The 14,218-nt window shown below is 38.1% G+C and carries 9 protein-coding genes and 3 tRNA genes; 7 read left to right on the top strand and 5 right to left on the bottom strand.

Annotated features, from left to right (window positions below):
- On the top strand, positions 1 to 818 hold an 818-nt coding region (locus tag MXE38_RS07870), incomplete at its 5' end, for a hypothetical protein (protein WP_246913729.1).
- Between the two features lie 751 nt (positions 819 to 1,569).
- Positions 1,570 to 2,580, top strand: a complete 1,011-nt coding sequence (locus MXE38_RS07865; RefSeq protein WP_246913727.1) for a PP2C family protein-serine/threonine phosphatase — start codon at positions 1,570 to 1,572, stop codon at positions 2,578 to 2,580.
- A 458-nt stretch (positions 2,581 to 3,038) separates the two neighbouring features.
- Here the strand turns inward: MXE38_RS07865 and MXE38_RS07860 are convergent, their stop codons facing one another.
- Positions 3,039 to 3,362 carry a YcgL domain-containing protein gene (locus MXE38_RS07860; RefSeq protein WP_246913726.1) on the bottom strand — a complete coding sequence of 108 codons (324 nt, stop codon included), beginning with the start codon at positions 3,360 to 3,362 and terminating at the stop codon, positions 3,039 to 3,041.
- Positions 3,363 to 3,901: 539 nt separating this feature from the next.
- Here MXE38_RS07860 and MXE38_RS07855 point away from each other — a divergent pair.
- The 3 genes from MXE38_RS07855 to MXE38_RS07845 all read left to right on the top strand — a co-directional run bounded on the left by MXE38_RS07855 (position 3,902) and on the right by MXE38_RS07845 (position 6,610).
- A complete protein-coding gene (locus MXE38_RS07855; RefSeq protein WP_246913725.1) occupies positions 3,902 to 4,744 on the top strand; it encodes a septum site-determining protein MinC in 843 nt (280 codons plus the stop codon).
- 554 nt (positions 4,745 to 5,298) lie between these two features.
- On the top strand, positions 5,299 to 6,129 hold the full coding sequence (gene minD, locus MXE38_RS07850) for a septum site-determining protein MinD (RefSeq protein ID WP_246913732.1): 831 nt from the start codon (positions 5,299 to 5,301) through the stop codon (positions 6,127 to 6,129).
- Positions 6,130 to 6,316: 187 nt separating this feature from the next.
- Positions 6,317 to 6,610 carry a cell division topological specificity factor MinE gene (locus MXE38_RS07845; RefSeq protein ID WP_246913723.1) on the top strand — a complete coding sequence of 98 codons (294 nt, stop codon included), beginning with the start codon at positions 6,317 to 6,319 and terminating at the stop codon, positions 6,608 to 6,610.
- A 723-nt stretch (positions 6,611 to 7,333) separates the two neighbouring features.
- On the opposite strand, the gene MXE38_RS07840 is transcribed toward MXE38_RS07845, so the two are convergent.
- A tRNA-Leu gene (locus MXE38_RS07840) sits at positions 7,334 to 7,421 on the bottom strand.
- Between the two features lie 389 nt (positions 7,422 to 7,810).
- On the opposite strand from MXE38_RS07840, the gene MXE38_RS07835 reads away from it, so the two are divergent.
- Together MXE38_RS07835 and MXE38_RS07830 are read left to right on the top strand one after the other, a co-directional pair.
- Positions 7,811 to 8,896, top strand: a complete 1,086-nt coding sequence (locus MXE38_RS07835) for a DNA cytosine methyltransferase (protein WP_246913721.1) — start codon at positions 7,811 to 7,813, stop codon at positions 8,894 to 8,896.
- Between the two features lie 287 nt (positions 8,897 to 9,183).
- Positions 9,184 to 9,271 (top strand) — tRNA-Leu (locus MXE38_RS07830).
- 1,983 nt (positions 9,272 to 11,254) lie between these two features.
- On the opposite strand, the gene MXE38_RS07825 is transcribed toward MXE38_RS07830, so the two are convergent.
- From MXE38_RS07825 to serA, 3 genes are all read right to left on the bottom strand, one after another.
- A tRNA-Leu gene (locus MXE38_RS07825) sits at positions 11,255 to 11,342 on the bottom strand.
- 232 nt (positions 11,343 to 11,574) lie between these two features.
- On the bottom strand, positions 11,575 to 12,672 hold the full coding sequence (locus tag MXE38_RS07820) for a hypothetical protein (RefSeq protein WP_246913719.1): 1,098 nt from the start codon (positions 12,670 to 12,672) through the stop codon (positions 11,575 to 11,577).
- Positions 12,673 to 12,858: 186 nt separating this feature from the next.
- A complete protein-coding gene (gene serA / locus MXE38_RS07815) occupies positions 12,859 to 14,091 on the bottom strand; it encodes a phosphoglycerate dehydrogenase (RefSeq protein ID WP_281503170.1) in 1,233 nt (410 codons plus the stop codon).
- Positions 14,092 to 14,218 lie beyond the last annotated feature (127 nt).

Genomic DNA, 14,218 nt, shown 5'->3' with positions numbered 1-14,218 from the left:
CATCTTTAAAGTCTCAAAAAGAAAGGACTATTCAAAAGAAGGCAAAAAAGGAACAGAAGAAAATTATCGAGATGCTATCTCGTAACTTTAACTGTTTACCTGATGCAACCAAGCACTTAGAAAAGGTAAAGAAGCTTTTAAGATTCACTAAGCTTGTGATTAATGAAGGCTATTCTGATGAAATAGTTAACGCACCCTATACTGTAAAACCTAAGGGACGACCATGCAAAGATCTTTCTAAGTATCAAGAGAAGATCATTACTAAGGATAAGTTCTTCTTTCCTCTAAATGTAGAGGTTGATAATGATGTTGTAGCTGCTGCTATCGAGAGTGAATGTAAGTTTGTTATTACCACTACTGATATATCACGCAACTGGACAATGGCTGAGCTTTTTGAAATGTATCGCCACAACAATGTGATTGAGCAAACATGGAGACTCGCTAAAAGTAAAACTCTGTTTGTTAATGCTATCTATCTAAAGAAACCTGAGAGAATATGTGGTCTTTTATGGCTTATCAATATTTGCGTTCTTGCCTATGCCTATATCCAGTTTAAGTTAAGGCAGGAGGCAGCTATTGATCCTCAGTTTAAAGTGCCTTCTCGTGCGAAAAATATTCCTGAAAACCCAATTACAACAGAATCTGTTCTTTACTATATGGCAGAAGTTAAGCCTATTACTTTGACTTACTCAGATGATGGCATTGCCTCTTTGCATAACCTTACGCCATTTACTTATCAAGTCCTATTATGCCTTGGTATAGAATGGCTTACGATAGTTAAAGCATCTAGGTATGATAGGACTGTAAATAATTGCTGATAAATGGATTACCAATGACTGATAATACACCACATCTGGCATAAAATTTCTTTAAATGAGGTAATTCTTTAAATAAAGCAATAGCACTTAAACTTTTTAGGGTTCTAACAATTTCACACGGGGCGACAGTTTGAGGACAATCTATAAAAAGATGAATATGATCAGGCATAACTTCTAGAGCTTTAATGCTATACCTATACCTAACACATATATTTTGCAAAATTTCTTTAAGTTTGGTCTCTATATCACCTGTTAAAACTGAAAATCTAAACTTAGGACACAAAATAATATGATACTGAATCAAGTATTTAGCATGGGAAGCACTATGATATTTCCTGAACTCTGCATGCTAAGGTAACCTTAAAACAACAAATTTTAGTAAAATCCCATATATATCTGTTTTCATGGAACAATAATAGAGGTTAACTCATTATTAGGTAACCTATGATATTTTTTGATAAATACGATATATAAGGCAAATCTATTTCGAGGTAACCTTAGCTTGCAGAGTTGAGGTATTTACTACTCATATTGTTCTCCTAACTAATACTTTTCACAAACACCAAATTTCGCAATAACGAACTTATAGATATCATATAACTTTAAACAAGTATATGAAACCCCTATGAATTTAAAATAAATTTGCAACCCCATTGCGCTATACCACTAGGCAAGCCTAGTGGCTTGGTGCCTAACTTTTTGTAACAGTAGCATTACAGAGCTCTATGACTTCTTAAGCTACATTGCACTAGTGGGCTTAGTCTTATTTGCTTTAGCTTTTATCAGCGTCTTATATATCACCAAGAAAGATATTGGTGATATTACTAATATCAATAAGAAGATTAAGCACGTAACCACCAATATTAACAACACTGTGCTCCTACAACGTATTTGTGAAAATATACCAAAACGTAATGATGAAATTGGAGCCTTGGCTTCAACTGTAAGATTAATGTCTAAGACTGTTTATCAGTCTATTCAAGAAATTTTGCAGATTAATAAAGAAAAAGATCTGCATAGTGAAGATTATAATCTGCTATCACAGTTAAGAAGTCAGGCTGTTAATAAAGAGATATTATTACGAGAATACTATAACTCTTATTTAAGTGCTCATACCGAAAGTGCTTCTTTAACCAAAGTTTCAGACTTTTATGATGCGTTTGAACTCAGCTCAAGCAAACTTGTTATTTTGGTAGGTTCTTTAAATGATTCGAGCCTTATGTCAACCTATATTTCACATATTAATATAGGCCTAATGCGCCAATTAATTAGATTGAGCGAAAGTATTAAGTTACCTTTAGCTCACTCTATGCAAGAACTTAACAAAAATATTGCGGATAATAATCCAAAATCCATACTAACCTCAGTATGTATCATGATTATTGACCGTAAGAGTGGTGAGGTAGAGTACTTTAATGCAGGACATAATCTGCCTATTGTTTATAGGGCAAATCAAGGCTTTGACTATATTGAGTGTCGAACTGCTCCTGTAATTGGTGCCCACACTGCTCAGCAGTTTAGAAGCATTAACTTTAATTTAGAGCCTGGTGATAGTATCTTGCTCTATTCAGATGGTGTTTTGGATTGCACAAATGCTAAGTTAGAAAAGCTAGGTCAAGTTGGCTTTGAAAATATGCTGCATGATGAAAACTTCTTAAGTCCTATTGAGACAGTAAACTCTCTGAACAATAAACTTAAGAAATTCACCAAAGGTGGTTCTCATACCAAGGATTACACCTTATTCCTGAACTCTGCATGCTAAGGTAACCTTAAAACAACAAATTTTAGTAAAATCCCATATATATCTGTTTTCATGGAACAATAATAGAGGTTACCCCATTATTAGGTAACCTATGATATTTTTTGATAAATACGATATATAAGGCAAATCTATTTCGAGGTAACCTTAGCATGCAGAGTTGAGGTTATTGTGCTATCAATTTCACCTATCTTTCAAAATTCGACAACGTCAGCATTATTGTGCGAGATAATCGTGAAATAAACACAATTGCACGACAATGCAGTAATCCCTATAGTGTCATTGCCGTGTTATCCTGTTTTTATAGGATAAAACGCACATAACTGCCACGACAATGCACTAATTTGAAAGATAGGTGCAATTTACGAAAAACCAAACAACCAACGAAAACTCTAAGCCTCAATTTTAACTAGGCTAAAAAAAGCGCTAGATATTTAATCTAGCGCTTTTTCTTTTTTACTTTAATGGAAATAATCGGCGATTTGATCCTTTTCTAAAGGAGCAAGTCCTAGTCTAGCACGCTCTACATTAAGCATATTTTCCTCTTCGTTTTGCAAATCAATACGCAAAAAGAAGCCTTTTTCATCTAATGCTTTAGCTAGCTCTTCAGCACTAATTTTTTGAATCTTACGTCCTTCATAAAGTTTAAATACCATCACAAACTCTGGAGCGCCAAATGCGTCCATTAAACCAGAAGGAATATGCGAAAAAGAGTCTTTCTCTACCACATACAAATAGCTACGAATTTTCTTATTATTTTTATAAACGTAAACTAAACGTTCCATAACAACAAATACCAACTAAAACGTCAAAATTTTTCATTAACTCCAGCATAAGCTATGGATATCAATATAGTTAACCTTACCAATGATGCCCATCTAATAAGTACCTTATACTAAAGTTATCTTATATTAGCCCAAATTGGCCTGGTCTTAGTGACATTTTGTAGGATAATTTTTTTAAGCTATGACCACCTAACTACCAAAAGTATATAGTTAAGCGCCCAGCACCTACACCAATCAAGTCCCCATCCACCTACACTCAATCGCCCGCCCTTGCCAACCTAGTATAAAAAGCAATACCGCATATCTTTGATTGGCATTGAGCTTGCAAATCATAGAGTAGCTACAAATATGATAGAATATTACGATATGCTAAAATTTAGTAAGCATTATTAAGAAACTTATTTTTACTTTTGAGTCTAAGCTTTATAACGAATATCGTAGCTAAGGCTCTGGCATCTAATGTGTAAACTACTGCTCAAGGAGGATGCCGCGATTTTCCACTCGACCTAAGTCGAATGTTCCCTCGCGGCGTGATTGATATGGATTCCGCGCCAACAGGGATTAGCAAGGATTTACCAGTAGGAGACATTTCTTATACTGGATTCTCCATTGCCTCCATTAAGATACAAGACGGTACTGTTGAAGAGCTTGAAAATATTTTAGTTCAGAAGATTGATAATAGTTTCGGTATTTTCAACAACGCCTCGGTAGTTCTTAATGTTGAAGATTTAGGTAATTTAAACACATTCGACTTCTTTACTCTGCAAGAGTTATGTAAACAGCATGGCATCTTTTTAATTGGAGTAACTGGAGTTGTAAATGAAGATCGTGCTGACGCACTAACGAGACGACGTATTCCAGTTATCAACTCAACACGTTATTCTCGTATTAGAGAGGCTAATTTAAAGCCTAAAATTGTTACTCAATTTATTGAGGTAAAAGTACCTGTACCAGTACCAAAACCATATGAGGTTCCTGTTCCTTATGAGGTGAAAGTACCAACTCCAGTTAAGATTATTCGTCGTAATGTCAGATCTGGAGAAACTATTACAGGCCAAAATAGTTCTGTAGTCATTTACGGCTCTGTAGGTGCACACGCACGCATTATGGCATCTCACCATATCTTTATCTTTGGTAAAGTCTTTGGTGCAGACCTGTTTGCTGGAGCTCCTATGGATGATAACGATCCTGGAATAACTGAATCTACTATTCATATTCAAGGATCTTTTGACTTAGGACTAGTTGCGATTGCAGGAAACTATCGTACTGCAGAGGACTTAGAAAACGACCCTCTGCTTGATCAGATCCGCAGTAAAAATAAAGGTGTGGTAATCTCACTTGAGGATAACAATCTCAAGTATTTATGTGCCCAAGCAGATTAAGTGAAGTGCTTTTGTCTCTGTCTTGTAATTACACCATTTTTTACGCTGTAAAATTCATAAAGTTTGTCCCAATATACATATTGAGATAAGCTTTTATATTTACGATTTTGTGCTTTTAATTCACGGTTGCTAAGGTACCAAAAATGGTCCGTTCAAAGAAATCTTCTCAAGCGAAAAACAAAAACTCAACCACTACGAGTACTACTGCTCCTCTTAAAAACGAAGAGCAAGTAACCGTAAAAGATCAAGAGACCTCCGTGCAAACTGAGGAAAATAAAGAAACCTTAACTGCTAGCAACGAGTCCCCTAAGGATGAGGTAAAAGAGCCTGAGGATAAGGCACAAGCCGAGCAGGACAAAGAGGTTTCACCAGAGCAAAATTCTTCTGAAAAAGATGAGCCAGCCTCTGCTCAGAGCAAAGAAAGCACTCAAGATGATGAGAGTGCTAAGGCTCAAGAAAGCTCTAAGGAAGACAAAGAGCCAGAAGCAAAAAGCGCCAGTAAAACCACTAAAAAGAAGGAGACCAAGAGATTGGCTAATTCTGAAGACACCCCAATCAATGATGCATTTAAGGCTCATGTTATCGTAGTTACTTCAGGTAAAGGCGGTGTAGGTAAGACTACTACAGCAGCTTCCATCTCTACTGGTTTAGCACTTAAAGGTCATAAGACCGTAGTTATTGATTTTGATGTTGGCTTACGTAACTTAGACCTTATTATGGGTTGTGAGCGTCGTGTAGTTTACGACTTTATTAATGTTTTACATGGTGAAGCCAAGTTACATCAGGCATTAATTAAAGATAAGCATGTTGAAAATGGCAAGCTTTCTATCCTAGCAGCCTCCCAAACTAAAGATAAAGACTCTTTATCTTATGAAGGCGTTGGTAAGATCTTACAAGATCTTTCTAATATGGGCTTTGAGTATATTATCTGCGATAGCCCTGCTGGTATCGAAGCAGGTGCTTTAATTGCTCTTTACTATGCTGATGAAGCTATTATTACTACCAACCCAGAAATCTCATCAGTACGAGACTCTGACCGAATTTTAGGTATCTTAGATGCTAAGTCTCGTAGAGCTGTTAATAACTGGGAACCAGTAGCTTGCAAGTTATTACTTACCCGTTACTCCCCAGACCGAGTATCTAAGGGCGAAATGCTCTCTTTAAATGATATTCAAGAGTTATTACGTATTTCACTATTAGGTGTTATTCCTGAGTCTACAGATGTACTTAAAGCATCTAATGATGGTGATCCTATTATTCTCAACCAGTCATCAGACGCTGGCAAGTCTTACCAGGATGCCGTAGAGCGCTTATTAGGTAATGATGTGCCTTTACGTTTTACCAGTGTTGAAAAGACATTCTTCCAAAAGCTATTTGGCAAATAAACAATCTTTTGTTATTTAGCCTTATCACCTTTTGTAATGATTTTATTGAGACTTACTAAAGTTAAAATCTTACCCCCTAAAGAGTAGCTGATATTTGGAACCACAAATATCGTGCTACTTTTATCAAGAGAATTAAACTACTAAGCTCAATACGATAGAATTAAGCTTTGCTTTAAAGGACACGAAAATGTCTTTACTTTCAGTAATTAAATCAGCTATTGCAGGCGAAAAGCAAGAAACAACTAGTAGCGAAACTGCAAAGAATCGTCTCCACTTTTTGCTGATTGACGATAGACCAGGAAGCAATCCTCCTGATTTTTTGCCACAACTACGTCAAGATCTCATAGAAGCAATAAGAAAGCATATTCCAATTGTGACAAGTGAAGATGTTGATGTTAAATACGAAACAGTCAATGGCGCTCAACTAATTGAAATGTCTATTTCTATTGACTCTGATGATAGCAATAGAACCAATAAGTAATTGAGCCTCAACACAAGATTCCTTTTTGCCCCAGCCTCTAAGCCCCAACAAGCTTACTCTGGGGCAAATTTTTTTCCCATCAGCCCCTCACCATCACAACCAGCATCACCACCACAGCAACAGCAATAACGCCCGCCCCTACCCTTGCCCTGCGCAGCTTAATTCCGCTCAGCACAGCTCAGCCAAGTACCACACAGCTCAGAGCTACACAGCTACACTTAGCTCTGGCCCACTTAGTACAGCGCAATACATCACCTCTCCTCACAGCTTAGATAAGCTTAGCTAAGCCATGGTAGATCAAGGCAGACTAGGCCAGGACAAGAGAAGACAGTAAAAGCAAGATAGATAACTCTGCCCTACTGTCCCATTGCCTTCCCAAGGTGGCAACACCTATAGCTAAATCATAAAGCCAGCGCCAAAGACTGCTGGTTAAACCACCTGATTACTTAATATTTGTCTGAATACCTACAATTAACTGTTGTTAGCCCCTACTAAGCCCTAAAGAAGCACTGAAAGCTATTAGCAGGTTAACTACCGCCTAAAACCGTATGCAAGCACACTGGAGGAGCCATTAATACAATGTCATATAAGTTCCATTAAGGAGTAATGATAATGGCTTGGAGCAGTATTGGAGGTAGCTTATAAAAAGCTAAAGGAAGGAGTAAAAGAAAAGAATTTTACAGAGTGCAGAAACAAAAAAAGATGCTTGCGCATCTTCTTAAGTGGTGCCCAGGGCCGGGGTCGAACCGGCACGGATGTTTAGTCCGAGGGATTTTAAGTCCCTTGTGTCTACCAATTTCACCACCTGGGCATTTGTTTTTGTTATCAGTCGTTCCTGACAACGGTGCTTATTATATAGATTTATAGCGGCTATGCAAGCATTTTTTACAAAAAATTTAAAAAAATTTTTACATAAAAACAAAAATCCGATAAAAATGCCATTTTACCCAAATCATCATTAGATCACCCGCCCTACCTGCATTAGTAATAAGAGACAACTTGTTCATGATTAAGTTTATAGTGCATACCTTAATCAAAGACCATTGGACTTTAACAGGGCTGAGTTTGGTTGGTTCCAAAAGATAGCTACCAATAAAGGTCATCTCTTTAATTTATACTTTGCTTTACTTAAAAGCTGCCAGCTCTATTGTTAACAGGTACTTGCTTGTCTTTTATTCTGACCATTTAGGTAGAAGCGTTTTGCTTAATGAAAGAGTCTATAATTTCTCTTTAACTACCCAAAGTCATCTCTTTGAACTGGTATTAAGTAATATGGCTACAGCAATTGATTTATTTGCAGGTATTGGCGGAATTAGATTAGGTTTTGACCGAGCCTTTGATAATAAGCTAAAGACAGTATTTGTTTGTGAGCTCGATAAGTCGGCACAAAAGACTTACAAAGCTAACTTTAGTGATAGTGAGAATATTGCAGGCGATATCACTCAAGTTAACGAGCAAGATATTCCTCCTTTTGATATTTGTTTGGCAGGTTTTCCATGTCAAGCATTTAGCATTGCTGGTAAGCATGGCGGCTTTCAGGACAATTATCAGGGTAGATGCCGTGGAACATTATTTCTGGATGTAGCACGAATTTGTAAGTATCACCAACCTAAGGTAATTTTTTGTGAAAATGTCAAAGGCCTAGTACACCACGACAAAGGTCGTACCTTTAGTATCATTAAAGAGTCATTTAAGGAAATTGGCTACAAGGTATTTAGTAAAGTTCTCAATAGCAAAGACTTTGGTGTACCTCAAAACCGAGAGCGTATCTATATTGTCTGCTTTCGCAATGATTTAGCTCCTAGCACTTTTACCTTTCCTGAGGGCAATGGTAAGAAGATTACTATTCGTAATATTATGGAGTCAGCTCCTATTCCCTCTAAGTATTACTTATCTGACACCTATCTTAATACTCTTAAGGCTCACAGAGCACGCCATGAGGCTGCTGGACATGGCTTTGGCTATGTAATTCGAGATTTAGATGGTATTGCAGGAGCTATTGTCTGTGGAGGAATGGGCAGAGAGGGCAATCTCATCATTGATGATAGAGAGCACTCTATGGTGCCTATGACTAAAATTCAAGGTAAGATTAACCAGGAGAATGTGCGCAAAATGACTCCACGTGAATGGGCACGTCTTCAAGGCTTTCCAGAAAATTATAAGCTACCATTATCCGACACACAGCATTACAAACAACTTGGCAACACCGTGACTGTAGCTGTAATCGAAGCTATAGCAGCAGCCATTAAAGCAACACTAAGCAATTATGAAATTAAGCAGCCTTGAATAAGCTCAGTACAGAGCTTAATTTTTTGGAGCTGTTTAGTTTAAAAAAGCAGCAAGTAATTTTTTACCAATAAATATAGCTGCCCTGTTTTAACTATTATAGTGCATATTAGCTAATTGCCTTTAGCCTAGGCACTTATAGCAGTTAACGAATATTTTCGATATTTAAGCTATTTTTGTAAAAATTTCAAAAAAATTTAAAAATTTTTTAAAAAATTGCTTGCATAGCGGCTATAAATCTATATAATGAGCACCGTTGTCAGGAACGACTGATAACAAAAACAAATGCCCAGGTGGTGAAATTGGTAGACACAAGGGACTTAAAATCCCTCGGACTAAACATCCGTGCCGGTTCGACCCCGGCCCTGGGCACCACTTAAGAAGATGCGAAAGCATCTTTTTTTGTTTCTACACTCTGTAAAATTCTTTTTACTTCCATCCCATCACTTTCAAGACTCTCCTCTTTTTTCTTTATCGTCAGACTATTCCTTAAACAAACAAGTTCATGTACTTATACCTTAGCTAAACGCCATTACACCTTATAGAACTGGTATAGAACGAACAAGTACTAAAATCAAAACCCTCTGCTCATTTCCATTAAGTATGGTTAACCCAAAAATCTACCTTACAAGCTTCTGATAATGAAATAATCCAATAAAGCTAAATAGTACCAAGAGCCAGATTAACCTCTAGCAACTACCATTAAAGCACTACGACAATAGCTTTAGTTAACAGATGTAAAGCTAACCATTAAGCAAAATTAAGCAGTGAATTACATCTGCACAGAGACTGCCTACAACAGAGCTAAGAGCTAAGAGCTAAAGCCACTAAGACAACCAAGGTGTTTTGGCCAAATATCTTTCTTTTTAGACAACAACTAGACAAAATAGCTCAAATATCTTAGTTTGCATCGTATTATCTACAGGCATTCATCCTATAATAGACTTAAGAGGCACAACTACACTTCATTAAAGAATACTAATGATATGTCTTAGTTGAGCTTACTTTATGTAGTCGCATTGCATTTGTCCTATGCGCAAGTTCAACATAATAATCGAGGTCTGATATGAGTTGCCCAGTTCCAAAGAAAGTAAGAGTTCCAGTAGCTTTAGGCGTTGTTGTTTTAATTGGTATTGCCATTGCCCTAAACGTATAAGAGTTTGGCCGAACACCTAAAGAAGCTCTAGCTTTAACCAAGTTAGAGCTTTTTTGATCTTGTTTCTCTAAGATAGAGCCCTCTTATATTGCCCTGCTCATTTAATAAAAGCAGGCGGCTTATACGTCCTACCATCCCTCCGGCACAAAAGCCAAGCTCCTTGATTGCCACCCAATTAATCATCCATAAAGCACCTTGAGCCTTTAATATCCTTAAGCATTACTCATAATCAGTAGCTTTAACCTTATCAGTGCTGCCAGTTTTGTTTCAGCAGTAGCTGTAGCTGTAGCTTGCGCCACGAGAAGCCCCTATACGCTGATAGAGGTAAGAGTTGAGCCTTTATCATTATCTAAGACCATGCCCAAGGGCTGTTGCCATTGTATTGGCTATAAGCTGGTGCTGTAGCCTGTATTCTTTGCTGTTAGCTTTGTTTCAGTAGTAGCTGTAGGTTTTAGCTATTAGAAGCCCCTATACGCTGTTAGAGGTAAGAGTTGAGCCTTTATCATTATCTAAGACCATGCCCAAGGGCTGTTGCTATTGTATTGGCTGTAAGCTGGTGCTGTAGCCGTGCTCAGCAATTGTTTAGTCTTAATCATAATCAGTAGCTTTAGCTCTAACCGTGCCGTCAGCTTTGTTTGAGCTGTAGCTGTAGGTTTTAGCTATTAGAAGCCCCTATACGCTGTTAGAGGTAAGAGTTGAGCCTTTATCATTATCTAAGACCATGCCCAAGGGCTGTTGCCATTGTATTGGCTGTAAGCTGGTGCTGTAGCAATGCTTAGTAAGTGTTGAGCTGTAATCATTATATGAGGCCTTAAGCATGGCTGTGGCTGTAGGCATTAGCTGTAAGCTTTGTTTTAGTTGTATTCAGGGCTTTAGCTGTAAGCTGTAGGCTTTTAGCCGTAATTACAAGCTGTAAAGTGCGGTTGGAACTGGGTCTTTTGCTATAGTCATGGACTTGGCTTTTGCAGGGGGCTGCAAAGCGTGTGCTTTTGCTGTTGTTTAGTATGTAAGCCAATGGCAACAAGCATTGAGCTTTGAGTCGTAGGCACAAGCAGAGACTGCATTTGCAATGATGGTAATTGGGTAAGGATGTAAAGAGATAAGGGAAAGTGTTGTGATTGAGGTTGAGGTTGAGGTTGAGGAGAGGTGTTGGAATTTGGGGATGGCAGAAACAAAAAAAGATGCTTGCGCATCTTCTTAAGTGGTGCCCAGGGCCGGGGTCGAACCGGCACGGATGTTTAGTCCGAGGGATTTTAAGTCCCTTGTGTCTACCAATTTCACCACCTGGGCATTTGTTTTTGTTATCAGTCGTTCCTGACAACGGTGACCATTATATAGAAAAATCTAACAATAGCAACACCTATTTTTAATATTTTGCAAATTGATTCAAAACAGTGCAAAACTTGAATAGTATTAAGGGATTACCGTGTTTTTTTAAAGAAAAATCCTAGAACAATGAGCCTTTTAATATAAGCATTTGTCCTAGGATTGATTAGAAACTTGCTTTCACGACTTGCTTTAATTAAAAGATATCAAACATTCCGCCGCCTTGCTCTTCGCCATTTTCTTGCATGAGCTCATTTTGAGGCTCAGTTGGAGCTGGCGCTTGGGCTGGGGCAGTTGTAGCCTTATTGTCTTGAGTGGTATTTGCTCCATTAGACATAACTGGCTTACCATCTGGACCAATTTGCATAGGGCCTTGAGCATTACCTAAAGAACGATCTACTTGGCTGCCTTGTTTAGCGGTATCGACACCACCAGCGGCACCAATAGGTCTGCCATCAGGGCCAATGCTAGCAGGACCACCACCAGGGGCAAAAGGTAATACCTCAGGCTTTGGAGTTTCTTTCTTTGAGACCTCTACTGTCTCTTCTACCACTACAGGTTTAGGAGCATATGGATCAATTACCTCCTCTTCTTCCTTGAGGCTAAAATCTTTAGGTGCATAGCCATCTGGCTCTTTGGCCATATAGTCTGGAAGATAAGGTCTTTCTCCACGATAAGCTCGATTAAAGTTTTGACAGCTTTGAATCAAGCTATCAGAGTAATCCATAAAACCAGCTAAAGGAATTTCATAAAGACGTACGTTATTACTATCACCTTGTAATAGACCTATTTTTAAGGTGCCACCTTCACGCATCTGTAAGAAAAGGTCTGCCAAACTACGTTCTTGGTTCTTAGTTACAGGCGCAAATAAAATACGATTACGGCCAGCTAAATCACCACGTAAAGAATACTCTTGACCATTGTCAACAATAAAGCGAGCAAATACAAAATCATTAAAGCTATCGAACAAACGAATATCTAAGCTATTAACTTTGAGTTCCAAAAGAGGAGTTGGATTTTGTAACATGCAACCAACTTTAAAGGTAAAGCTATCAATCATAGAGCGATTGATTTTAATACTTAGAGTATGGTGCAGTACGGCTTCTTTGATACTAATTAACTGCGAGGCTGTACCTTTAGCATAGCTATACTCAGGATCTTCAGCAAATTGCCAAGAATTATTGGTAGATACTTGAGGATCAGCTGCATAGGCTTGAGGAGCTACTAAGCCAATAAAGCCACTAATAGCAACGGCCAATGATGTTGATGATAAAGTACTAAATTTAGTTAGCATATTACAGCTCCACTGTGGAATAGCAGCCTCAAATAATACGGAAATTTTTTAAGTGATCAAATACGCTAAAAGCGCTAACCACCATAATTTTGACAGACTCTATTATTGATATAGGGCCTTTTAGGTAGTAGCGCTTTTAGGAAATGTCGAACCATTTAAGGTTCATTAATCCATTAAGTTATGGCTTTAGAACAGAATACGGCACTTTAAAGTACCTTCGATCTGCTTTAATAATGGTACGATTTCCTCAGGCTTATCTGAATTGATATCCATTACTACGTAACCTACGTCACCAGCAGTCTGCAAGTACTGTGCCGCAACGTTAATATTCTGCTTAGCAAAGACCTCATTAATCTTTTGCATAACGCCAGGAACGTTCTTGTGTACGTGAAGTAAGCGGGATACAGAAGCTCTCTTAGCTGGTAATGATACCTCTGGGAAGTTTACAGCGGTTAAGGTAGAACCATTGTCACTGTAAAGAGCTAGCTTTTGAGCAACCTCAATACCGATATTGCACTGAGCTTCCTCAGTAGCAGCACCAATATGAGGGGTCAAAATAACATTGTCAAACTCACGCAATGGAGAAACAAATTCATCATTATTAGATGCTGGCTCAACAGGGAATACGTCAACAGCAGCGCCTGCTACCTTCTTGGAACGTAAAGCATCAGCCAAATCATCAACATTTACAACAGTACCACGGGAAGCATTAATAAAGAATACACCATCCTTCATCTTAGCAAAGGAATCTTTGGTGATCATATTCTTAGTATCATCAGTCTCTGGTACGTGTAAGGTAACAATGTCAGCCTTAGCATAAAGCTCATCTAAGGACTCAACCTGACGGGCATTACCTAAGCTTAACTTGCTCTCAATATCAAAGAAAATAACATTTAGGCCTAAGCTTTCAGCAATAATACCTACTTGAGTACCAATATGGCCATAACCAATGATACCTAAGGTCTTACCACGAGCCTCAAAGCAGCCGTTAGCAACCTTATTCCAGCCACCACGGTGTAATAAAGCGTTACGAGCAGGAATATCACGTAATAACTGTAAATACTCACCAGTAACGAGCTCAGCTACAGAGCGAGTGTTGGAGAAAGGAGCATTGAATACTGGAATACCTAAGGCAGCAGCAGCTTCTAGGTCTACCTGATTAGTACCAATACAGAAACAACCAATACCCACTAAACGCTTAGCATGAGAGAGGACTTCCTTAGTTAAGTGAGTGCGAGAACGAATACCAATAAAGTGTACCTTCTCAATCTTATCGAGTAACTCTTGACCGTCGTAGGCCTTCTTTTCGTACTCAACATTGGTGTAGCCTGCTTTATGTAAAACATCTACTGCACTTGGGTCAACACCTTCTAAAAGAAGGATCTTAATCTTATCTTTCTCTAAGGATAATGCGTGCATTATTTCCTCCGCTACACCTTAATCAGTTAACAAATGGTTGTCAGCAATAAAGTATGCTTGTAATGTTAGTGTTAATGAAACTAAATATTATAGAATTTGGCTCAAATTTTAAAGCCAATTAAGTGAA

It is taken from the genome of Anaerobiospirillum sp. NML120448 (assembly GCF_023050945.1).
Classification (GTDB): Bacteria; Pseudomonadota; Gammaproteobacteria; order Enterobacterales; family Succinivibrionaceae; genus Anaerobiospirillum.
Note: the sequence above shows the minus strand (reverse complement) of the source record. Positions and strands in the feature narration are given on the sequence as shown.

Coding starts and splice junctions, on each gene's coding strand:
- MXE38_RS07860 (WP_246913726.1), bottom strand. CDS start 3,362: ATGGAACGTTTAGTTTACGTTTATAAAAATAATAAGAAAATTCGTAGC.
- serA (WP_281503170.1), bottom strand. CDS start 14,091: ATGCACGCATTATCCTTAGAGAAAGATAAGATTAAGATCCTTCTTTTA.
- MXE38_RS07855 (WP_246913725.1), top strand. CDS start 3,902: ATGGATTCCGCGCCAACAGGGATTAGCAAGGATTTACCAGTAGGAGAC.
- MXE38_RS07820 (WP_246913719.1), bottom strand. CDS start 12,672: ATGCTAACTAAATTTAGTACTTTATCATCAACATCATTGGCCGTTGCT.
- MXE38_RS07845 (WP_246913723.1), top strand. CDS start 6,317: ATGTCTTTACTTTCAGTAATTAAATCAGCTATTGCAGGCGAAAAGCAA.